Raw genomic sequence first — 21501 nt, 5'->3', positions numbered from 1 at the left:
CCGCGACGATCGCGCCAGCCAGCCAGGGGGCCTCAGCGAGGCGCGGCGGCGCGTGTTCGGGCGGCGCGTCGGCGCGACGGCGCGGTCTGATCAACCGGCGCGCGAGGATCGCGATGCCAAGTCCCGTGCCGCTGCCCAGATAGAAGAGCCCGGCGACCATAAAAGGCGGCAGTGTGCCGAGCAGCGCTTTGGCCAACGGCGTAGCGGCGCCGAACAGCGCGGCGGCGGCCAGCGCCGTGACGATGGCGTGGAGATGCGATTTCATCAGCGCAAATATCGGATTGACAGCGGGATTGACGACGGAATTATCCCGATTATCGCCTGGCGATCATGCGAGGCAGCAGTGGCCAATTCCGGCAGTGGTCTTTTTTAGTGTTATGTTATAACATAGCAAAATATTCCAACGAGTAAGGAGCCTACATGGATACCCGCTTGCCGGTGACGGTGCTTTCCGGCTTTCTCGGCGCCGGCAAAACGACGCTGCTGAACCACATCCTGAACAATCGCGAAGGCCGTCGCGTGGCCGTCATCGTCAACGACATGAGCGAGGTGAACATCGACGCCGCGCTCGTGCGCGAGGGCGGGGCGCAGCTTTCGCGCACCGACGAAAAGCTCGTCGAAATGAGCAACGGCTGCATCTGCTGCACCTTGCGCGAGGATCTGCTGCTGGAGGTCGGCGAGCTTGCGAAGGCGGGGCGCTTCGACCAGTTGGTGATCGAATCGACGGGGATTTCCGAGCCGCTGCCGGTGGCCGAGACCTTCACCTTCGCCGACGAGCGCGGCCAGAGTCTGTCCGATCTCGCGCGCCTCGACACCATGGTGACGGTGATCGACGCATTCAATTTCCTGGGCGATTACGGCTCGCAGGACAGCCTGGAGGCGCGCGGCGAATCGCTAGGCGAGGAGGATCAGCGCACCGTGGCGGATCTGCTGATCGAGCAGATCGAGTTCTGCGACGTGATGGTCGTGAACAAGATCGACCTGATCGACACGGCGGAGCGCGAACGCCTGATTGCCATTCTGCGCGGTCTGAATCCGCGTGCGCGTATCGAGATTGCCGAGTTCGGGCGGCTGCCGCTTGATCGCGTGCTCGACACGAAGTTGTTCGACTTCGACGAGGCCGCGCAAGCGCCCGGCTGGCTGCAGGAACTGCGTGGCGAACATACGCCGGAAACCGAGCAATACGGTATCCGCAGCTTCGTCTGGCGCGCACGGCGCCCCATGCATGCGCAACGTTTCTGGAACATGGTGAATAGCGAATGGCCGGGCGTAGTGCGATCAAAGGGCTTTTTCTGGCTTGCCAGCCGACCCACTCACGCGGGCTCCTGGTCGCAGGCCGGTTCCGTGTGCCGGCACGGCGCCGCCGGCCTCTGGTGGGCCGCCGTGCCAAAGGCGCACTGGCCGACGGACGAGGAATCGCTGGCATTCATCGACGATAACTGGGATGAGAGCGTAGGCGACGCGCGTCAGGAACTGGTGCTAATCGGTATCGACATGGACGAAGCCGCGCTGCGTCGCCGTCTGGATGCCTGTTTGCTCGATGACGTGGAAATGGCCGCGGGCCCGTTAGCCTGGGGCGAATTTGTCGATCCGTTTCCTGCATGGAGCGGCACGGTTCCCGAGGAGCAGGACACGCAGGAAAGTGGCGTCATCTGGTAAGTGAAATGTAATTAATAAGGATGCCGTAATTAATCGTTAATAAGCGGCTAACCGATCGAACATCTGCGCCATTCCACGCCAGCGTGACATTGTGTCGCGTGTCGCAGACTTTGCGCGAGTTTTGGCGCTGCTACGAATGGCGCGCTGGCGCACCGGGTATGGCCGCGAACTCTGGCCCTCGTATCGCCAGGCGCGAGGGGCAGATCGAAATGACATCCAGCACAGCGCCCGATAACCCTTCAACCTAAAGAATTCTTCATTCTTTCAACTTGCTCCTTTGCGATACTGCGAACAGATACTGGCGGCGATTCGCGCCATTTGATCGAAGTGGACAATGAGCAAAATTCTGACAATTGAAGATGATCCCATTGTTGGCCGGGATATCACGGAGGAGCTTTCAGGCGCCGGGTTTGAAGTCGAGTGGGCACGCACTGGGGCGGAAGGGATTGCGCGTGCCCTGAGTCCAGAGTTCGACGCAATCACGCTTGATCGCATCCTGCCGGGCATCGATGGTCTCACGATTGTGAAGACGATCCGCAGTGTCGGGATTGAGACACCGGTGCTGATGATCAGTGCGTTATCCGATGTCGATGAACGCGTGACCGGCCTGCTTGCAGGCGGCGACGATTACATCGCGAAGCCTTTTTCCGCGACCGAAATGCGTGCCCGCATTCAGGTGCTGTTGCGCAGAAGGGGGCGTCTCCAGCAGCAGATCGTCACGACGCTGAAAGTCGAAGACCTTGAAATCGACCTGATTGGGCGCTCCGTGAGCCGCGCCGACATCGAGGTCAGTTTGCCGCCCGTTGAATTCCGTTTGCTCGAATACCTTGCCCGAAACTCCGGGCAAGTCGTCACGCGCACCATGATTTTCCAGTCGGTGTGGGACATGCACTTCGACCCGGGTACGAATCTGATCGAAGTTTATATCGGCATCCTGCGCAAGAAAATCGACCGGCCAGGCCTCAAACCGCTCATCAAAACGGTGCGCGGATCGGGATATATGCTTGGATGAGCCGGATGAAAATGAGTCTCTGGCGCAGCGCGATTTTCCGGCTGATGGCGATCTACGGGTTCGTGTTTGCAGGCTCGATGTCGGTGTTGGTGTGCATGAACTACTGGAATTCAGCCTCCTATACCGCGACGCAGGCGGACTATAACATCGCCTGGCAATTTGCCTATTTTTCCGCGCTGCCGGTGGATAAAGTGCCCATGCAGATTGCCGCGCATATCCGCAGCGAAATGCGCCGTCCGATCAATTACTACGGACTCTTTAACGGCAATCATCAAAGACTCGCCGGTGACATCGTCGCTTTTCCAGATCACGTTATTCCCGACGGTGACGGTGTCTGGAGCAGGCCGCTACTCGCCGAACAGACTTCAGCGCGCCCCGAGTATATGCGCACGAAAGCGATGAAACTGGAGAATGGGGACATTTTCGTCGTCTCGCGCGACGTGGATGAAATGGCGCGTCTGCGGGCCTATATGCTGGGCGGACTGGCGTGGAGCGCGGCAATCGTCGTGCTGGGCGGTCTCGCGATTGGCATCCTCGTCTCGACTTCGCTGCTGCGTCGTGTCAGTGACGTGCGCCGTGTCGTGCAACAGATCGCTCGCGGAGACTTCGAGGCCCGCCTGCCCGAAGCGGGTCGGGACGAAATATCCTGGCTTGCCACCATGGTCAATCACATGCTCGACGAAATGTCACGGCTCATGCACGAAGTGAAGGGGGCCTGTGACGGCATTGCGCACGACCTGAGAACGCCGGTCATCCATGTGCGATCGCTGCTGGCGCGGATTCCGGACGATCAGCTAACCGAAGCGCACGCGCAAATCCTCGAGCAGGCGAGGGAAGAGACCGAAGACGTGCTTCAGCGCTTCGCGGCAATCATGCGCATTTCCGAAATCGAATCCATCAAGCGCAAGAAAGGATTCTGCGACGTTGAACTGGACACCTTGTGCCGAAAGGCCGCCGATCTGTATCAACCGGTGGCGGCCGCCAAAGGCTTGACGTTTTCCGTGGATTTGCATGCGCACGCAACTATTCGGGCCGATTATCCGCTGATGTTCGAGGTACTCGTCAACCTGCTCGACAATGCGATTAAATTCACGCCAGAAGGCGGGACGGTTCTGTTGAAATCGGAGCAGGGCAATGACGGCCCGACCATCATGGTTTCCGATTCCGGACCAGGCATCCCTGATACCGAACGCACCGCGGTATTCCAACGCTTCTATCGAAGCGACCTTACCAGTGTGGTCCCGGGGTCCGGGCTGGGTCTTTCCGTGGTCCAGGCGGTGGTTCGCTTGCACGATTTCGCGCTAACGCTTTCTCACGCGCATCCCGGCCTGTGCGTGCGGCTGGATTGCTGGGCGCAATTCAAGCGCGACTGAGGAGAAGTTGCATGCGCATCCTTTGTGTGGGCAGCGAACGGCGACGACGCTACCTCTCCAAAGCACTGGAGGAGTCGAATCATAGCGTCGTGGAACTCGATTCAGCCGACGACGTCGCCTGGCTTGCCTGTAACGAATATATCGATGCGATCATCGCATTGACAAACGGAGAGGCGGAACATATCGCGCGAACGCTTGCCACGAGACCTGCCAATACCGTACTCGTGACAATCGACCTGCATGGAACCGCTGAAACGCGCGTCAAGGTGCTGGAATCAGGCGCGGATATCTGTCTTGACGAGCCATACGAATATGCCGAACTGCTTGCCCGTCTGCACGCCATCACGCGCTCGGGTAACAGCATTGCGACGGCCAATCCGCAAGCCGGGATATCGAGCCAGACCGTGCTTTCGGCTTCGAAGCGAAGCCTGCTTTGTAGCGACGGGACGGCTCTGCTGTTGCGTCGGCGCGAGTATCTGTTGATGGACCGCTTGCTGCGCAATCCAGGCGAAGCGGTCCATCATGCCGACCTGGTTGATTACGTGTTTGGCGAAATCGAGGTGGACCCTACGTCGCTGCATAGACTCGTGTGCCGATTGCGTGAGCGCTTGATAAAGGCCGGGGCACCCGTTAGCGTGATGCGCATTCCTCGGGTTGGATATCGGGCTGAGCTGAAGTCAGCCTGAACGATCTTTCACTTCTGCATCGCTTCCTAAAGGAAGCTTCATCTTTCGCGACGTTGATTCGTCCGCCGCTTTGCTACGATTGCGCCCGCTTTCGGGCGACGGGCCGACGATCTGGTGTTGCGTCGCGGCGCGACGATTCCGATCCATTCCCGAATAGATGAAAAGGAGTTTCAAACGATGAATATGCGCAAGACGGTTATTTCGATTTCGCTGCTGCTGGGTATCCAGGGTCTGGCGATGACCGCACCGGCATCGGCGGCGACCAGCGCACCGGCCGCGCCCGTCACCCAGCAACATGCTGTGCCCATCACTATCCGTAACGTCGTGATTGGCCAGGGCGCACCGAAGATCATCGTTCCCACGACCGGCTCGACGGACGCAGACGTGCTGGTTCAGGCGCGCGCGATTGGCAGCAACCCGAATGTCGATATCATCGAATATCGCATCGATTACCTGAATTTCGACACCGATGCCGCGCAAGTGGCCGAACTCGGCAAACAGGTTGCGGCCGCAGCCAACGGCAAGCCGCTTATCCTGACCTTCCGCACCAAAGCCGAGGGCGGTTCGAAGGAGATCAGCGACAAGGCGTATGGCGATCTTTACCTCGCGCTGATCAAGGCGCATTTCATCGATATTCTCGATGTGGAAATGTTCCGCGATCCGTCCGTCGTGCGCGAAGTCGTTGCAGCGGCACACGCGGCCGGCATCAAGGTCGTGATGTCCAGCCACGACTTCAAGCAGACGCCCGCGACGGCGGAGATCGTGTCCCGCCTGCGCGAGCAGGACAAGATGGGCGCGGACATTCTGAAGATCGCCGTGATGCCGCATAACGTGGCAGATGTGCTCAAACTGCTCGACGCGACCGAGCAGATTCGCGACCACTATTCCCGCAAGCCGCTGCTGACGATGTCGATGGGCGGACTGGGCGCGGTTTCGCGCTTCTCGGGCCAGGTGTTCGGCTCCGACCTGACCTTCGGCATGATCGGCGAGCCGTCTGCGCCGGGCCAGGTGGATGCCAAAGCGCTGCGCCAGGTGCTCGATACGATCAACGGCGCGGTAAGCGGCAAGTAACGATGATCTGACCGCGGCCGCATGGCGGCCGGTCTTTCGCTGCACGCAGAGATTTCACACCGAACGCGCACGCCGTGTCATTGAGCGGCGTGCGCGTTTTTATTGGTACCCCGCCGTCACGCTTCGACGACTACCCGCAGGCCAGACATGCGCTGAGTGCAGGTTTCACGAGAACCTTTAAATCAGGCCGCAATCGGCGCCAGGCATCATCCTTCCAGAATGAAACAGCAAAGTAATTTTCGCGGCTCGTCCGTCAAGGCGCTGATCGCCGTGGCGGCAGCGGCTGCGCTTCCGGCGCATGCGCAAAGCAGTATCACCTTGTACGGTGTGGCCGACGATGCCATCACCTATGTGAACAACCAGAAGGGCCACTCGAACCTCTATCTGCGGCAGGGCAACCTGTACGCTTCCAAGTTCGGTCTCAAGGGCAACGAAGATCTCGGCGGAGGCACCAGCGCCATCTTCGTGCTGGAAGCCGGCTTCGATCTGAATAACGGCGACGCCGCATCGAGTGGCTCGATATTCAATCGACAGGCGTACGTGGGGCTCTCCAGCGAGCGCTACGGTACCGGGACACTCGGCCGCCAGTACACGCCTTATTTCATGTTTGTGGGGCCGCTATCGTCCGTTGCGTCATTGACCGGCGCGGCGGGCGCGCATCCTGGCGATCTCGACGGCATGGACACGACCGTGCGCGCGAGCAACGCGCTCATGTATGTGTCGCCGCGATGGCGCGGCCTGCAGGCGGCCGGGATGTATGCGTCTGGTGGAATTGCAGGCGCACCGGGCCGCGGGCAGACGATCAGCCTCGCCCTGCGGTATTCGCATGGGCCCTTCGCGTTAGCCGCAGGTTATCTGCAGATGGACAACGCGTTCACGAGCACGACGAGTGCAGCGTTCGATTCGTCCTCAAGCGGCTCGTTCGGCGAATCGGTGGTGAACGAGGGTTACTTCACAGCCCGTTCAATGCGCGATGTCGCGCTTGCCGGCAACTATGTCTTCGGCAACGTGCGCATGGGCCTGATGTATTCCAACGTGCGTTATCTGCCTGGGGCACGCTCGCTGTTCGTGGATACGGCTTCGTTCAATACGTATGGTGCGTTTGCGCGCTGGCAGGTCGTGCCGGCCGTCGATCTGGCGGCGGGATTCTCATACACGCTCGCATCGAAAGGCAACGGTATATCGAATGCGGCGCGCTACGCGCAGTTCTCGCTGAAACAGGGCTATCAACTTTCGAAACGCACCCGACTGTATGCGCTCGAGGCATGGCAGCATTCGAGCGGGCAAACGCTGGATAGCGCGGGCGAAGTCGTGAATGCAGCGCCCGCAGTGGGCGACTCACAAGACCTCACGCAATCCTCGACACGTACTCAGATCGTCGGCATGCTGGGGATTGATATGTCGTTTTGACGTTCTTGCTAAGCTAAGCGGGAACAACCAGGAGGAGCGCCGCATGTCCTCGTCACTGCTTCCCGTCATCACCGTCTTTGAACATTCGCCCGACCGCGGCAAGGGACTCGCGCGTGACATGCGCGCCTTCGCCGCTCAATTAGCGCTGTTTACTGGCCAGTCATCGACTGGACAATGATCGCTGGTTTGATCGCTCTCGCTCAGACGGCCGGTGCGACGTAGCCAAGCAGCGCGCTCGCGGCCGCCGCTTCGCCGCGCACCGCCAGGCCTATCGCGCCCTCGGGCGACGGATCGAAACCACCTGTCGCGCCGAGCGCCGTGAGTACCGCGCAAATCTTGCCGCTGTAATCGAAGAGTGGGGCAGACACGGCGCTGATACCTTTTAGATAGGTATCCTTGATACTTGCGCAACCGCGCGCCTGCACTTCGCGACGTAGCGCGCCGACGGGGTCGTGCGCGTCCACGGCTTCCAGCAGCGCGCGCAAGTCGGGTGCCGCATGGGTGAATTCCTCCTGCGCCATCTCCAGCGTGCGACGGTCGTCGATCAGGCCGAGAAACACCCGGCCGGTGGACGACCAAAGCAGCGACATCACCGATCCCACCCGCGCATTCACCGTCACGGGCAGGCCCGATTCCTCGAAGCGCACGATGGTCGGCCCCTTGTTGCCCATTACCGCGACGAACGATGTCACTTCCAGCGTTTCACGCAAACGTGCGAGCGCCGGTTCGGCCACGCGCACGGGGTCGGCCTGACGCATGGCGGCCACGCCGATCATCATCGCTTCGGTGCCCAGCCGGTATTGTTGTGTTGCGCTGTCCTGCACGACCAGTCCTTCTTCGACCAGACTCACCAGATAGCGATGCACCTTCGCGGGACTTTCGCCTACATGGGCGGCAAGACCCGAAAGACTCGCACGGCCGCCCATGCGCGCCAGGCCCTTGAGCACGGCCATGCCGGTTTGCGCGGATTGCACGCGCTGCCGGCGCTCGCGCGTCGCCACGGCTTCGGACACTGTCCCTGATATCTCTTTTTTCATACGACGATTCTAGAAGAGCGGCCATGCCACCCGTATGTCTGCGGGGTTCGAGGTTAACCCCTATCTCTGAATTACGCAATGCGTACTAGAGTTACGCAAATCGAAATGCTTTAAGCAGGAGACGGCACGATGAGCGAGACATCCAACCCACCCACGGGCGCGGCGGCGGGGCGTTGCCCCTTTCCCCACGCGGCGGCGCAAATACCGGCACAGCAACCGCCGCGCTGCCCGGTCAGCGCGAACGCGGCGGCCTTCGATCCGTTCAGCGACGGCTATCAGCAGGACCCGCCCGACTATGTGCGCTGGGCACGCGAGCAGGAGCCGGTGTTCTACAGCCCGCAACTGGGCTACTGGGTCGTCACGCGCTATGCCGACATCAAGGCGATCTTCCGCGACAACCTCACGTTTTCACCGTCCATCGCGCTCGAAAAGATCACGCCCACGGGGCCCGAAGCCAACGCCGTGCTCGAGTCCTATGGCTATGCGATGAACCGCACGCTCGTGAACGAGGACGAACCCGCGCATATGCCGCGTCGCCGCGTGCTGATGGAGCCGTTCACGCCCGAACATCTCAAGCACCACGAGCCGATGGTGCGTCGTCTCGCGCGCGAGTACGTCGATCGTTTTATCGACGAGGGCCGCGCGGATCTGGTCGATCAGATGCTCTGGGAAGTGCCGCTCACAGTGGCGCTGCATTTCCTCGGCGTGCCTGAAGAGGATATGGATCTGCTGCGCCAGTATTCGATCGCGCATACGGTCAATACGTGGGGGCGTCCGCGCCCCGACGAGCAGGTTGCGGTGGCGCACGCCGTGGGCAACTTCTGGCAGTTCGCGGGCAAGGTGCTCGACAAGATGCGCGCGAACCCGGACGGCCCAGGCTGGATGCAGTACGGTATTCGCAAACAGAAGGAACATCCCGAGGTCGTCACCGATTCCTATCTGCATTCGATGATGATGGCCGGCATCGTGGCGGCGCACGAAACCACCGTAAACGCCACGGCCAATGCGATGAAGCTGTTGCTTCAGCATCCCCACGCATGGCGCGAACTCTGCGAAGAACCGAGCCTGATTCCGAACGCCGTAGAGGAGTGTTTGCGTCACAATGGCTCCGTGGCCGCGTGGCGAAGGTTGGCGACCAAGGATGTTCGCATCGGCGGCATCGACATTCCTGCGGGCGCGAAGCTGCTGATCGTGACGTCCTCGGCGAATCACGACGAGCGGCATTTCGCCGACGCCGATCTCTTCGATATTCGCCGCGACAACGCAAGCGATCACGTGACCTTCGGCTACGGCTCGCATCAGTGCATGGGCAAGAATCTCGCACGCATGGAGATGCAGATTTTCCTCGAAGAGTTCACGCGCCGACTGCCGCATATGTGTCTCGAGAAGCAGACTTTCTCTTATGTGCCGAATACATCGTTTCGGGGTCCAGAGCATTTGTGGGTCGAATGGGACCCTGCGCAGAATCCGGAGCGCGCACTGCCTGCGCTGCTCGATGAGCAGGTGCCGGTGCGTATCGGCGAGCCGTCCTCGCATGCCCTGAGCCGCCCCGTGGTGGTCGAGCACATTGAGACGGTTGCCGACGGCATCGTGCGGCTGCGCCTGGCTGCGCCCTCGGGCGGCACGCTGCCGCGCTGGGCTCCTGGCGCGCACATCGATCTCGAATGCGGGGAAACAGGGCTGTCGCGTCAGTATTCGCTGTGCGGCGATCCCGCCGACGCGGGCGCGTTCGAGATCGCCGTGCTGCGCGAAACCGCGAGCCGAGGCGGGTCCGCATGGGTGCACGACACACTGCGCGTGGGCATGCGCCTGAAGATTCGCGGGCCGCGCAATCATTTCCGGCTCGATGAGGAAGGGCGCCGCGCGATCTTTATCGCCGGCGGCATCGGCATCACGCCGATCAGCGCAATGGCGCGCCGTGCGCGCGAACTCGGCATCGATTACGAACTGCATTACAGCGGCCGCTCGCGAGCAACCATGGCGTTTTTCGACGAACTCGCGCAACTGCACGGCGAGCGCCTGCGTCTTTACGTCTCCGATGAAGGCACGCGCAACGACTTTGGCGCGCTGCAGGTGGATGCACATACGCGTGTCTATGCCTGCGGTCCTGCGCGTCTGCTCGATGCACTGCAGGCCGTGAGCGAGGCGTGGCCCGAAGACGCCCTGCGTGTGGAGCATTTCGTGGCGAGCGCGGGCAAGCTCGATCCCGCCAACGAACACGCCTTTGAAATCGAACTCAAGGATTCGGGACTCGTGCTCAATGTCGCGCCGGACCAGACCGTGCTCGACGCGCTGCGCCGCGCCAATATCGACGTGCAAAGCGACTGCGAAGAAGGCCTGTGCGGCTCGTGCGAGGTGCGCGTGCTGGCGGGCGATATCGATCATCGCGACGTGGTGCTGACGCGTGCCGAGCGCGAGACGCAGTCGCGCATGATGACCTGTTGTTCGCGCGCGAAAGGCGCGCGTCTGGTGCTCGAACTGTAAAGCGCGGATCGAGACGATTTTCATATCGGTTGGAGCGGGGCATGGACAAAAACGTGGAAGTGACGGCGGCAATCGACGCAAGCCGCTTCGGGCCGTATCAGTTGCTGGTGGTGGTGCTGTGCGCGTTGTGCCTCGTGATGGACGGCTTCGACGTCCAGGCGATGGGTTACGTCGCGCCGGTCGTGATCCACGAATGGGGCATCGCCAAGGAAACGCTTGCGCCCGTGTTTGGCGCGGGTCTTTTCGGCATGCTGGTCGGCTCGCTGACTTTCAGCACGGTGGCCGACAAGATCGGGCGGCGTCCCGTGCTGATTGGCGCGACGCTGTTTTTCTCGGCCTGCATGATCGCCACGGGCTTTGCGCACAGCATCGGCGAGCTGGTGTTCTGGCGCTTCGTGGCGGGGCTCGGGCTTGGCTGCATCATGCCGAACGCGATGGCGCTTGCGGGTGAGTACAGCCCGCGCCGTATCCGCGTAACGCTGATGATGATCGTCTCGTGCGGCTTCACGCTGGGCGGCGTGGTGGGCGGCCTCATCACCGCCGCGCTGATTCCGGCGTTCGGATGGCGCGCGGTGTTTTTCGTGGGCGGTGCGATTCCGCTCGCGATGGGCGTGCTGATGTGGCTTGCCTTGCCCGAGTCGATCCAGTTCCTGCTGTTTCGCCGCAATTCCGGCAGCGATGAGACGACACGACGCGTGCGAAACCAACTCGCGCGTGTTGCGCCAGATCTCGCTCTGCCCGCCGACGCCGTCTTCACAAGCGCCGAAACACGCTCGCGCGGCGTGCCCTTCGTCGAACTCTTCAAGGAAGGCCGCGCGCGCGTGACTGTGCTGTTGTGGATCGTGAACTTCGCGAACCTGCTCGATATGTATTTCCTCTCGAACTGGCTGCCGACGGTGATACGCGAGGCGGGCTATTCGACCCAGACCGCCGTGCTCGCGGGCACGGTGCTGTGGGGCGGCGGGGTGATCGGCACGTTGTTGCTTGGGCGTCTGATCGATCTCGCGGGCTTCACGCGCGTGCTGGCCACCACCTTCGTGATCGCCATCGCGGCGACGGCTGCGATCGGCAATCCCGCTGTGATGGTGTCGGTGGCCGCGATGTTCGTGGCCATCTTCCTCACGGGTTTCTCGATCATCGGCGGACAGCCTGCGCTGAATGCGCTTGCCGCCACTTACTACCCGACCGCGCTGCGCTCGACGGGGATTGGCTGGAGTCTGGGTATCGGGCGCATCGGTTCGGTGGTGGGGCCGATGCTGGGCGGCGCGCTGATGCATCTGCAGTGGTCGTCGGCGTCGCTGTTCGCGGCGGCGGCCGTGCCGGCCTGCGTGTCGCTTGCGGGCATCGTCGCGATTCATCGCGCGAATGCCGGTGCTAAAACGGCAGTTCAGTCGGCGCCTCAACCGGAATGAAGTAAAGACGGGGTAAATGCGGACTTTCGGTCAGCCGAATACCGGCTTCTCCGAAAACGAATGGAAGACGGCACGCCGCTCCACCACACTGTTGACTGTCGCGCGCCAGCACATGACGCGCCATGACAGGAGCTGACGGTGGAGACAACAACGACGCGCAGGATCAGCGACATCGTGAGGCACTGGGCGCAGGCCGCGCCCGAGTCTACGGCGATCCGTGAAGAAGGCCGCGAAACGCGCTTTGGCGAGTTGTGGCGCAACGTGGAGGCGGCGCAACGCTTTCTGCGCGCCCAGGGTGTGGAAACGGGCGACCGCGTGATGGTGGTGGCGGAGAATTGCGCGGCCGTCATCACGCTGCTTTTTGCGTTGTCCGAGATCGGCGCGTGGCCCGCCATCGTCAATGCGCGTCTTTCCGGGCGTGAGATCGACACGATCCGCGCGCACTGCGTCCCGCGACTGATGCTGTTCACGCATGGCGCTTCGCCCGATGCCCTGCGTCATGGCGTCAATCTGCGCGCGACGGAGGTCGCTCCCGAGGGACTCGGCCCCCTCATGATGACGCTGCCCGATCCGCAGGCGCCACGCGAGCCCGAGGCGCTTGCGCGCAAAGTGGCGCTCCTCATCTACACCTCAGGCACGACGGGCCAGCCGAAGGGCGTGATGGTCGCGCATCGCGGCCTGCTGCATTTCGCGCGCGTTTCCGCGACCTCGCGCAACATGACGCCGGCCGACTGCGCCTACGCGGTCATGCCGATGTCGCATATCTTCGGTCTCGCCACGATGCTGCTCGCCACTTTCGAGGCGGGCGCGAGCCTGCATCTGGCCGCGCGGTTTTCGGCGCAGGACGTGATCAGTGCGCTCGCAGCCGCGGAAATCTCGATCCTCCAAGGCGTGCCGATGTTGTTTACGCGCCTTGTGGCGTGGGTGCGCGAGCATGGCGGCAAGGTGGGCGCACCGCGCCTGCGCTATCTTTACACCGGCGGCGGCCCGCTCGATCCCACGCTCAAGCAACAGGTGGAGACGCTCTTCGGCATGCCGTTGCACCATGGCTACGGCATGACAGAGTATGCCGGCTCGCTTTTCATCACGCGCATGGACCGTCCGCGCCAGGACGTATCGGCGGGTGAAATCGTCGATGGCGCCGAACTGCGCGTGGTCGGCCCGGATGGCCACGCAGTCGCGCGCGGCGAGGCAGGCGAACTGTGGGTGCGAGGGCCAGGCGTGATGCATGGCTATTACCGCGAGCCGGTGCTCACCGCCGAAGCGATCGACGCCGAAGGCTGGCTCAAGACCGGCGACCTGGGAAGGCTGGAGGCCGATGGTGCGTTGTTCATCGTGGGCCGCTCGAAAGACCTCATCATCCGTTCGGGTTTCAACGTCTATCCGATTGAAGTCGAGGCCGTCATCAATACCCATGAGGCGGTGCGCATATCCGCTGTGGTGGGCCGCGCCGATGCCGACGGCAACGAGGAAGTCGTCGCCTTCGTGGAAACGAAGGAAGGCGCGACGCTCGATGTCGAAGCGCTACAGCGCCATATCGCCGAGCGCCTCTCGCCTTACAAGCGGCCCGCGCAGATCGTCCCAATCGATGTGATTCCTACCACCGCAAGCGGAAAGCTGCAGAAGGCGCCGCTGCGCGAACTGGCTGCGCGCCGCCGTTAAAGCGCGGTGTTGGTCCGTGCATTCATTGCAACGATAAGGATAGCGAAATAATGATCCGCGATCAGGAAACCATGAATGTTCTGCTCGACAACGTGGCGCGCTTCGTGCGCGAGCGTCTCGTGCCGAACGAAGAGCTGGTGGCCGACACCGACGAAATTCCCGCGACTATCGTGGACGACATGCGCGCGATGGGTCTGTTCGGCCTGACGATTCCTGAGGCCTATGGCGGTCTCGATCTCACCATGGAAGAAGAAGTGCTCGTCATGTTCGAGCTTGGCAAGACTTCGCCCGCGTTTCGCTCGATCATCGGCACGACCGTGGGTATCGGCTCGCAAGGTATCGTGATCGACGGCACCGAAGCGCAGAAGGCGGCGTGGCTGCCGAAGCTCGCGACGGGCGAGATCATCGCGAGCTTCGCGCTCACGGAACCGGGTTCCGGGTCGGATGCGGCGTCGCTCAAGACGCGCGCCGAGCGCCACGGCGATCACTACATTGTCAACGGCACCAAGCGCTTCATCACCAATGCGCCGCAGGCCGGCATGTTCACGCTGATGGCGCGCACCAATCCCGACGAGCCACGCGCGAGCGGCATCACGGCCTTCATCGTGGACGCAAAAACGCCGGGGATCAGCTTCGGCAGGCGCGATCGCAAGATGGGGCAAAAGGGTGCGCATACCTGCGACGTGATTTTCGAGGACGTGAAGGTGCCTGCCGAAAACATCATCGGCGGCAAGGAGGGCGTGGGCTTCAGGACGGCAATGAAGGTGCTCGACAAGGGCCGCATTCATCTCGCCGCGATCTGCGTGGCAGTGGCGCAGCGCATGCTCGACGACGCGCTGCGTTATGCGATGGAGCGCGAGCAGTTCGATCAGCCGATCGGCGAATTCCAGCTCGTGCAGGCCATGCTGGCGGACAGCCAGGCCGAACTGTATGCCGCGCGCTGCATGGTGATCGACGCCGCCTGTCGCCGCGACGAAGGCAGAAGCGTGAGTACGGAAGCCGCCTGCGCGAAGCTGTTCGCCTCGGAGATGTGTGGCCGCGTGGCGGATCGCGCGGTGCAGATCTTCGGTGGCGCGGGCTATATGGCCGAATACGGTATCGAGCGTTTCTATCGCGACGTGCGTCTGTTTCGTATCTACGAGGGCACGAGTCAGATCCAGCAAATCGTCATCGCGCGCAATATGATGCGCGATGCTGAAAAGTAATCTGCAATGCTAATGATGATGACGGGTCGGTTACTCCAGCCGCCCCACACCGTCGGCCACCAGCAGATCGACGAGCTTGCGCGCGAACAGCGGCAGCGCCTCGCGATCGGTCACGCAGATCTGCAGCTTGCGCACGGCCCACGCGTCGGTGAGCGGCACGATCTTGAGCGCCATGGTCTGGGCGTGACGGCGCGCCGCGCCCTCGGGCAGCACGCCGATGCCGATATTGGCTTCGATCATGCGGCACGCGGCCTCGAAGTTGCTGACCTGAATGCGCCAGCGGATCGTGCGCTGCAGATCCGACGAGGCGCGCTTGAGAAAGGCGTAGATCGCGCTCTCATCGGATGGGCCGACGAAGTCGTAGTCGAGCGTCTGCGCGAAGTCGATTTCGTGCGCCTGCGCGAGCGGATTCGAGAGCGCGCAGGCCAGCACGAGGCGATCGCGCCGATACGGCATCACGTCGAGCCCCTCGGTGCGGATTTCACCCGCGACGATGCCGATATCGACGGTGCCATCCTGCACGGCGCGCACGATATCGGGGCTCAGGCGTTCGTGAATATCGACGTAGACGTCCGGGTGGTTGATGAGGTAGGTGCGCAGCACCGCAGGCAGGAATTCGCTCATGGCCGTGGTGTTCGCGAACACGCGGACGTGGCCTTTTACGCCTTGCGCATATTCCTGCAGATCGCCGCTCAACTGCTCCAGTTGCTTGAGTACGCGCCGCGCATGCACGAGCAGCGTTTCGCCTGGCGCCGTGAGTGTCACGCCCTGGCTCGTGCGGTTCAGGAGCTTGACGCCGACCTGTTCCTCCAGATTCTTGATGCGGTTACTCGCCGCGGGCAGCGACAGATGCGCGCGTTCGGCGCCGCGTGTGAGGCTGCAGGCCTGCGCCACATGCGTAAACAGCTTCAGATCGACCAGATCGAAATGCATGGTTGCGCCGGGTTTCCTTGAATGCGGACGTCACGCATTATCGCGCCGCATCGCAACATGCGCCATTAGCGGTTTTACTGTGTTAAGCCTGGCCGAATCGGGCATTCGGCATATTCGAATTGTGCGCATGCGGGCATTGCGTCAAGCTGCGCGAGAACCATCCAGGTCAAGTTCCGCGCCATGCGCACAGGAGGAGCAAACAAGATGACGACGCAACGAATGCTGGACGGCAAGGTGGTCGTAGTAACGGGATCGGGCGGTGGGATCGGCCGCGATATTGCGTTGGCGATGGCGCGTCAGGGCGCGAGAGTGGTTGTGAACGACGTGGGTGCGACGCTCGCGGGCGAGGGCCGCAACGAAGGTCCTGCGCAGGCCGTGGTCAATGAGATCAAGGCCTTCGACGGCCAGGCCACCGCCAGTACGGACAGCGTAGCCGACGCTACCGGTGCCGCGCGCATCGTGCAGAATGCGCTCGATGTGTTCGGTCGCATCGATTGCGTCGTGAACAATGCGGGCATCCTGCGCGATCGCTTCTTCCACAAGATGAGCGAGGAAGAATTCGACGCGGTCGTGAAGGTGCATCTTTACGGTGCGTACCATGTTTCGCGCGCCGCCGCCGATCACTTCAAGGACCAGCGTAGTGGCGCATTCGTACACATGACCTCGACTTCGGGGCTGATCGGCAATCTTGCGCAGGCCAATTACAGCGCCGCTAAGCTCGGCATGGTCGGCCTGTCGAAATCGATTGCGCTCGATCTGCAGCGATTTGGCGTGCGCTCGAACTGCATCGCGCCGTTTGCGTGGAGCCGCATGATCGATTCGATCAAGGTCGATTCGCCCGAGCAGGAAGCGCGCGTGGAGAAGATCAGGCAGATGACGCCCGCGAAGATCGCGCCGCTTGCGGTGTTTCTGGCGAGCGGGCAGGCCAGCGATGTGACGGGACAGATATTCGCAGTCCGTAACAACGAAATCTTCCTGATGAGCCAGCCGCGGCCGGTGCGTTCGGTGCATCGCGGCGAGGGCTGGACGCCCGAAAGTATCGCCGAACACGCCATGCCCGCGCTGCGGGCGTCGTTTCATTCGCTCGATGTCTCCGCCGACGTGTTTAGCTGGGACCCGATCTGAGCTGTATAACCTGCAAGGAGCCACTTTCATGGCCCGTCAACCTAAGCCGCTGGTGCGATCCGATATCGCCTACAGTACGCCCGATCGGATCGTCGTGCGCGGCAAAAGTCTGCCCGACGAGATTCTCGGCCACATGAATCTCGGCGATTTCGCCTTCCTTCAACTGACCGGCCAGGCCGCGACCCCGCAGCAGTCCGCAATGTTCAACGCTATCGTCATCACACTGGTCGAGCACGGCATGACGCCCAGCGCCATCGCCGCGCGCATGACTTACGCGGGCGCGCCGGAGTCCTTGCAGGCCGCCGTGGCGGCAGGATTGTGCGGACTGGGGTCGGTGTTCGTCGGCAGCATGGAGGGCGCGTGCCGCATGCTGTCCGAAGCGCTGCCCTATGGCACGCGAAGCGATGACCTTGAAAAGCTTGCGGTCGATACCGTGGCCGCCTGGCGCGCGCGCGGCACGCCGATTCCTGGCCTTGGCCATCCGCTGCACAAGCCCATCGATCCGCGCACGCCGCGCCTTTTCGAACTGGCCGCGCTCAATGGCCTCTCGCGCGACTACGTGAAGCTGATGCAACTGATCGGCGCCGAAGCACAGCGCGTCTCGGGCAAGGCTTTGCCGATCAATGCGACGGGCGCTATCGGCGCGATCTGCTGCGAATTTGGCTTTCCGTGGCGCATCGTGCGGGGTTTTGGCGTGATGGCGCGCGCCATTGGTCTGGTGGGCCATCTGCTGGAAGAAGGCGAGCAGCCCATCTCGTACGAGCTGTGGCAGCGCGTGGAAGACGAGGCGTCGGCGCATCTGCGCGGCGAGGCCTGAAAATAACCCTCGAAATAAAGATTCAAACCATGACTGAGCAGAACCTGGATCATCCCAGCCGCACACTCGCGGCCTTCGCCGCTTCGCTGGACTTCGACACAATTCCCGCGCAGGTGGTAGATCGCACCGTCAATCTTTACGTCGACTGGCTGGGCTCAGCGTTAGGCGGCAAAGGCGCGCGCCCGGTTGAAACGATTGCGCGTTTTGCGCGCGCCGCCCGGGGCGCACAGAATAGCGCCGACGTCTGCGATATTCTCATCGACCGTTCGCGCAGCACGCCGTATTTCGCGGCCATGACGAATGCCGCCGCTTCGCATTTTGTCGAACAGGACGATGTGCATAACGGCTCGGTGCTGCATCCGGCCACGGTGGTGTTTCCGGTGACGCTCGCGCTTGCCCAGGCACTGGGCGCGTCGGGGCGGGAATTTATCGCGGCGTCGGTTGCGGGCTATGAAGTTGGCATCCGCGTCGGTGAATTCATGGGACGTTCGCACTACCGAATATTTCATACGACGGGCACGGTCGGCACGATCGCAGCGGCAGCAGCAGCGGGGCGGCTGTTGAGGCTCACGCCCGCGCAGATGCTCGACGCCTTCGGTTCCGCAGGCACCCAGGCGAGCGGCCTGTGGGAGTTCCTGCGCGATGCCGCCGATTCCAAGCAACTGCACACGGCCATGGCGGCCGCCAACGGCTTGATGGCGGCACAACTGGCGGCCGACGGCTTTCGCGGCGCGCAACGCATTCTGGAAGGTGCGCAGGGCATGGCGGCGGGCATGTCGAGCGACGCCGATCCGGCAAAGCTGGTCGATCGCCTCGGGCAACGCTGGGCCACGGTCGAGACCTCATTCAAATTCCATGCCGCGTGCCGCCACACGCATCCTGCCGCCGACGCCCTGCTCGCCGCGATGGCTGAATATCGGCTGCAGCCCGGCGATATCGAATCTGTGACCGCGCATGTGCATCAGGGCGCCATCGACGTACTGGGCAGCGTCGTGGTGCCCGCCACCGTGCATCAGGCCAAGTTCAACATGGGTACGGTGCTGGGCCTGTGCGCGCATCACGGTTATGCGGGCGTCAACGAATTCGAGCAAGGTTACGCCGACGCGCCTATCGCGGCGTTCCGCGAGCGTGTGACCATGGTCTTCGACGATGAGGTGGATAGCGCGTATCCGGCGCGCTGGATCGGCAAGATCACGGTGACGACGCACGATGGCCGCACGTTGCAGGCGCGCGTGGATGAGCCGAAGGGCGACCCCGGCAACACGCTCTCGCGCGATGAAATCGCCACGAAGTTCGCGCGCCTTGCGGCGTTTTCGAACGCGGCGAGTGAGCAGGAGGCTCAGGCGTTGCTGGAAGAGGCCTGGCGTATCGCCGAAGCGCCGCGCGTGGGTGCGGTATTCAAATGATGGTTCGATGAGGGCATGAGCCTGGACTCTCAGATCGAGTTCAGGCTCATCCCGCCACAATCGAATCCAGCGGCGACAACGCCAGCGTCCGAATCGCATCACCCTCGATCCGATAGCGGACCCACTCGCTTTGCGGCTTTGCGCCAAGAGACTGATAGAAGGCGATAGCCGGCTCATTCCAGTCGAGCACACTCCACTCGAAGCGCCCGCAGCCCTTCTCCAGCGCAATGCCCGCGAGATGCTGCAATAAGCGCTTTCCCGCTCCGTGGCCGCGCGCATCGGGCGAAACGTACAGGTCTTCCAGATATAGACCGGTTTTCGCCTGCCACGTCGAATACGAGAAGAAATACACGGCATAACCAACGGCTTGGCCGTCGAGTTCGCATATCAGCGCCTTTGAAGGCGAATCTTCGCCAAATAGCGACGCGGCGATGGTTTCCGTAGTCGCGGCGACGTGATGCTCAGCCTTTTCATAGACGGCCAGGTCGGTAATGAATCGCAGAATGAGCGCGGAGTCGTCAACGGTAGCGGGGCGGATAGTCAGTGCCATGTGCGGGTTCGAATTCCAGATAGAGCAAAAGGGAAACAGATTCACGATGGTAGTCGAAAGTCGATGTGCATATACTGCATTGTTTGCATCATGGATTGCATAACATGCATCGTGATCTACGCAGGCTCGACCTGAACCTTTTGCTGGTATTCGACGCGCTGGTGCGTCATCGCTCGGTGACGCTGGCGGCGGAAGAGCTGGCCATGAGCGCGTCGGCGCTTAGTCACGCGCTGGCGCGGTTGCGCGATGCGCTCGCCGACGAGCTATTCGTGCGGATCGGCAATGAAATGCGTCCGACGGCCGCCGCCGAAAGCATGATGCGTCCGGTGGGCGAAGCCCTGGATTTGCTGCATGCGGGTCTTGCACCGTCCCGGCAGTTCGATCCCCTCGACAGTGAGCGTACGTTTGTTTTCGCCGCGACCGATTACACCGCCTTCGCGATGCTTCCGGCGTTTATCGCGAGGATGCAGAAGGTGGCGCCGAAACTGAGGTTCAAGGTGGTGTCTTCACGCGGCCGCGAGTCGGCGGAGGAACTCGCCTCGGGACGCATCGACTTCGCGCTGGGTTATGAAGAGGAAGCCTTGCCTTTGCCGGCTGGCGTAGAAAGCTCAGACTGGTTTTCCGACGAATACGTGGTGATCGCAAGCCGGCAGCATCCTTCGATCGGACGCAAGCTGAGCCTGGCGCAATATCTCGCCGCGCAGCATGTGGTGGTCACGCCCTGGGACGATGCCCGTGGATCGATCGATCTTGTGCTCGACCGCATGGGTGTTGCGCGCGAAGTGGCGGTGCAGTTGCCGACCGTTCTCGTTGCACCGTTCATCGTTGCCCAGTCTGGTCTGCTGATGACGGTGCCGCGCCACGCGGCGTTGATCCTGCGCGACGCCGCGCCGGTCACGATCTATCCCACGCCCTTTGCCGCACCGCGTTACACGTTGAAGATCTATCAACATGCGCGGCATGCGGGTACGGCGGCGCATGTGTGGATACGCGATCAATTACTTCGCGCTGTGCCGGTCGTGAAGTCTCGGCGAGTTCGACAGTCGGAGTCAGGCTAGCGGGAATCCACAGGTTCAACGCCATCGCGCTTCACGATGACGCTAGTCCGCCCGTTACGTTCGAGCAACGCGAGTTCGATCGTGTCCAGCGAGGTCGTGTGCAACTTGTCGCGTACGGCTTCGTGCCCGAACCGAAGATGCGGGCATGCGAATTGCGGGAGCGTCGTGATCGCAGCACAGACGCCGTCAACGCGGGTCAATGCCGCGAGAATCCACTCGCCGTCGCGATGGGGTGTCCAGTGCAATGAAGGTTGAGCATCGCCCGCCGGCCCGGGTAGCGGAGTCCCCATGAGAACCGACCACGCGCCCCCTTTGGCAGAGGAACACCCGGCCAGTCAGTGGCGCGACAAGATCGGACCGGGCCTCATTACCGGTGCAGCCGACGACGACCCCAGCGGCATCGCCACCTATTCGCAGGCTGGCGCGGCTTTCGGTTACAACATCCTCTGGACGGTCCCGCTCACGTATCCGTTGATGGTGGCCATTCAGATCATCAGCGCGCGCATCGGACGAGTCAGCGGCCACGGGCTGGCCACCAATATCCGGCATCACTATCCCGTGTCGCTTCTTTATGGCGCGGTGATCCTTCTGCTCGTCGCCA

19 protein-coding genes and 1 pseudogene are annotated in these 21501 nt (G+C 62.2%); 16 read left to right on the top strand and 4 right to left on the bottom strand.

The annotated features are described in order from the left end of the window. Positions 1–265: pseudogene (locus VG320_RS18495) on the bottom strand (EamA family transporter); the annotation flags it as partial. A gap of 155 nt (positions 266–420) precedes the next feature. On the opposite strand from VG320_RS18495, the gene zigA reads away from it, so the two are divergent. The 7 genes from zigA (at position 421) to VG320_RS18460 (ending at position 7389) form a co-directional block, all read left to right on the top strand. Beyond that, complete coding sequence (gene zigA / locus VG320_RS18490; RefSeq protein ID WP_327201531.1) at positions 421–1659, top strand: zinc metallochaperone GTPase ZigA; 1239 nt, start codon at positions 421–423, stop codon at positions 1657–1659. Between the two features lie 334 nt (positions 1660–1993). Next, positions 1994–2671: a response regulator transcription factor gene (locus tag VG320_RS18485; RefSeq protein ID WP_327201530.1), complete on the top strand. Its 678-nt coding sequence runs from the start codon at positions 1994–1996 to the stop codon at positions 2669–2671. Positions 2672–2676: 5 nt separating this feature from the next. Beyond that, entirely contained in the window at positions 2677–4044 is a 1368-nt protein-coding gene (locus tag VG320_RS18480; RefSeq protein WP_327201529.1) for a HAMP domain-containing sensor histidine kinase, read from the top strand. Between the two features lie 11 nt (positions 4045–4055). Further along, on the top strand, positions 4056–4730 hold the full coding sequence (locus VG320_RS18475; protein ID WP_327201528.1) for a response regulator transcription factor: 675 nt from the start codon (positions 4056–4058) through the stop codon (positions 4728–4730). A 177-nt stretch (positions 4731–4907) separates the two neighbouring features. After that, positions 4908–5801, top strand: coding sequence for a type I 3-dehydroquinate dehydratase (aroD, locus tag VG320_RS18470; protein ID WP_327201527.1), 894 nt, complete (start codon positions 4908–4910; stop codon positions 5799–5801). Positions 5802–6020: 219 nt separating this feature from the next. Further along, complete coding sequence (locus VG320_RS18465; protein WP_327201526.1) at positions 6021–7211, top strand: porin; 1191 nt, start codon at positions 6021–6023, stop codon at positions 7209–7211. Positions 7212–7254: 43 nt separating this feature from the next. After that, positions 7255–7389 (top strand): hypothetical protein, encoded by a 135-nt coding sequence (locus VG320_RS18460; RefSeq protein ID WP_327201525.1) that lies wholly within the window; start codon positions 7255–7257, stop codon positions 7387–7389. A 22-nt stretch (positions 7390–7411) separates the two neighbouring features. On the opposite strand, the gene VG320_RS18455 is transcribed toward VG320_RS18460, so the two are convergent. Further along, positions 7412–8248, bottom strand: a complete 837-nt coding sequence (locus tag VG320_RS18455; RefSeq protein ID WP_414696070.1) for an IclR family transcriptional regulator — start codon at positions 8246–8248, stop codon at positions 7412–7414. Positions 8249–8377: 129 nt separating this feature from the next. On the opposite strand from VG320_RS18455, the gene VG320_RS18450 reads away from it, so the two are divergent. The 4 genes from VG320_RS18450 (at position 8378) to VG320_RS18435 (ending at position 15011) form a co-directional block, all read left to right on the top strand. Further along, positions 8378–10732 (top strand): cytochrome P450/oxidoreductase, encoded by a 2355-nt coding sequence (locus VG320_RS18450; protein ID WP_327201524.1) that lies wholly within the window; start codon positions 8378–8380, stop codon positions 10730–10732. A 41-nt stretch (positions 10733–10773) separates the two neighbouring features. Then, positions 10774–12144: an MFS transporter gene (locus tag VG320_RS18445; protein ID WP_327201523.1), complete on the top strand. Its 1371-nt coding sequence runs from the start codon at positions 10774–10776 to the stop codon at positions 12142–12144. Positions 12145–12276: 132 nt separating this feature from the next. Beyond that, on the top strand, positions 12277–13806 hold the full coding sequence (locus VG320_RS18440) for a class I adenylate-forming enzyme family protein (protein ID WP_414696071.1): 1530 nt from the start codon (positions 12277–12279) through the stop codon (positions 13804–13806). A gap of 50 nt (positions 13807–13856) precedes the next feature. Then, positions 13857–15011 (top strand): acyl-CoA dehydrogenase family protein, encoded by a 1155-nt coding sequence (locus tag VG320_RS18435; protein ID WP_327201521.1) that lies wholly within the window; start codon positions 13857–13859, stop codon positions 15009–15011. 30 nt (positions 15012–15041) lie between these two features. On the opposite strand, the gene VG320_RS18430 is transcribed toward VG320_RS18435, so the two are convergent. Beyond that, positions 15042–15944 carry a LysR substrate-binding domain-containing protein gene (locus VG320_RS18430; protein ID WP_327201520.1) on the bottom strand — a complete coding sequence of 301 codons (903 nt, stop codon included), beginning with the start codon at positions 15942–15944 and terminating at the stop codon, positions 15042–15044. Between the two features lie 219 nt (positions 15945–16163). Between VG320_RS18430 and VG320_RS18425 the strand changes: the two genes are divergently transcribed. From VG320_RS18425 to VG320_RS18415, 3 genes are read left to right on the top strand one after another with little or no spacing between them, the layout of a single operon-like run. Beyond that, positions 16164–17069 (top strand): SDR family NAD(P)-dependent oxidoreductase, encoded by a 906-nt coding sequence (locus VG320_RS18425; protein ID WP_327201533.1) that lies wholly within the window; start codon positions 16164–16166, stop codon positions 17067–17069. A gap of 28 nt (positions 17070–17097) precedes the next feature. After that, positions 17098–17886 (top strand): citryl-CoA lyase, encoded by a 789-nt coding sequence (locus tag VG320_RS18420; RefSeq protein WP_327201519.1) that lies wholly within the window; start codon positions 17098–17100, stop codon positions 17884–17886. A gap of 29 nt (positions 17887–17915) precedes the next feature. Beyond that, the gene (locus VG320_RS18415; protein WP_327201518.1) at positions 17916–19292 is read left to right on the top strand and encodes an MmgE/PrpD family protein; all 1377 of its coding nucleotides are present in this window, start codon (positions 17916–17918) and stop codon (positions 19290–19292) included. Between the two features lie 46 nt (positions 19293–19338). Here the strand turns inward: VG320_RS18415 and VG320_RS18410 are convergent, their stop codons facing one another. Further along, positions 19339–19842, bottom strand: coding sequence for a GNAT family N-acetyltransferase (locus VG320_RS18410; protein WP_327201532.1), 504 nt, complete (start codon positions 19840–19842; stop codon positions 19339–19341). Positions 19843–19946: 104 nt separating this feature from the next. Between VG320_RS18410 and VG320_RS18405 the strand changes: the two genes are divergently transcribed. Next, positions 19947–20900 (top strand): LysR family transcriptional regulator, encoded by a 954-nt coding sequence (locus VG320_RS18405; RefSeq protein WP_327201517.1) that lies wholly within the window; start codon positions 19947–19949, stop codon positions 20898–20900. Positions 20901–21188: 288 nt separating this feature from the next. Continuing rightward, on the top strand, positions 21189–21501 hold a 313-nt coding region (locus VG320_RS18400; protein WP_327201516.1), incomplete at its 3' end, for a divalent metal cation transporter.

The organism is Paraburkholderia sp., from assembly GCF_035948235.1.
Lineage (GTDB): Bacteria > Pseudomonadota > Gammaproteobacteria > Burkholderiales > Burkholderiaceae > Paraburkholderia.
Note: the sequence above shows the minus strand (reverse complement) of the source record. Positions and strands in the feature narration are given on the sequence as shown.

What these genes read in the sequence shown, in the direction of transcription:
- VG320_RS18455 (WP_414696070.1), bottom strand. Translation starts at nt 8,248, where the DNA reads ATGAAAAAAGAGATATCAGGGACAGTGTCCGAAGCCGTGGCGACGCGC.
- VG320_RS18475 (WP_327201528.1), top strand. Translation starts at nt 4,056, where the DNA reads ATGCGCATCCTTTGTGTGGGCAGCGAACGGCGACGACGCTACCTCTCC.
- VG320_RS18460 (WP_327201525.1), top strand. Translation starts at nt 7,255, where the DNA reads ATGTCCTCGTCACTGCTTCCCGTCATCACCGTCTTTGAACATTCGCCC.
- VG320_RS18480 (WP_327201529.1), top strand. Translation starts at nt 2,677, where the DNA reads ATGAAAATGAGTCTCTGGCGCAGCGCGATTTTCCGGCTGATGGCGATC.
- VG320_RS18415 (WP_327201518.1), top strand. Translation starts at nt 17,916, where the DNA reads ATGACTGAGCAGAACCTGGATCATCCCAGCCGCACACTCGCGGCCTTC.
- VG320_RS18425 (WP_327201533.1), top strand. Translation starts at nt 16,164, where the DNA reads ATGCTGGACGGCAAGGTGGTCGTAGTAACGGGATCGGGCGGTGGGATC.
- VG320_RS18450 (WP_327201524.1), top strand. Translation starts at nt 8,378, where the DNA reads ATGAGCGAGACATCCAACCCACCCACGGGCGCGGCGGCGGGGCGTTGC.
- VG320_RS18420 (WP_327201519.1), top strand. Translation starts at nt 17,098, where the DNA reads ATGGCCCGTCAACCTAAGCCGCTGGTGCGATCCGATATCGCCTACAGT.
- VG320_RS18435 (WP_327201521.1), top strand. Translation starts at nt 13,857, where the DNA reads ATGATCCGCGATCAGGAAACCATGAATGTTCTGCTCGACAACGTGGCG.
- VG320_RS18465 (WP_327201526.1), top strand. Translation starts at nt 6,021, where the DNA reads ATGAAACAGCAAAGTAATTTTCGCGGCTCGTCCGTCAAGGCGCTGATC.
- VG320_RS18410 (WP_327201532.1), bottom strand. Translation starts at nt 19,842, where the DNA reads ATGGCACTGACTATCCGCCCCGCTACCGTTGACGACTCCGCGCTCATT.
- aroD (WP_327201527.1), top strand. Translation starts at nt 4,908, where the DNA reads ATGAATATGCGCAAGACGGTTATTTCGATTTCGCTGCTGCTGGGTATC.
- VG320_RS18405 (WP_327201517.1), top strand. Translation starts at nt 19,947, where the DNA reads ATGCATCGTGATCTACGCAGGCTCGACCTGAACCTTTTGCTGGTATTC.
- VG320_RS18445 (WP_327201523.1), top strand. Translation starts at nt 10,774, where the DNA reads ATGGACAAAAACGTGGAAGTGACGGCGGCAATCGACGCAAGCCGCTTC.
- VG320_RS18430 (WP_327201520.1), bottom strand. Translation starts at nt 15,944, where the DNA reads ATGCATTTCGATCTGGTCGATCTGAAGCTGTTTACGCATGTGGCGCAG.
- zigA (WP_327201531.1), top strand. Translation starts at nt 421, where the DNA reads ATGGATACCCGCTTGCCGGTGACGGTGCTTTCCGGCTTTCTCGGCGCC.
- VG320_RS18485 (WP_327201530.1), top strand. Translation starts at nt 1,994, where the DNA reads ATGAGCAAAATTCTGACAATTGAAGATGATCCCATTGTTGGCCGGGAT.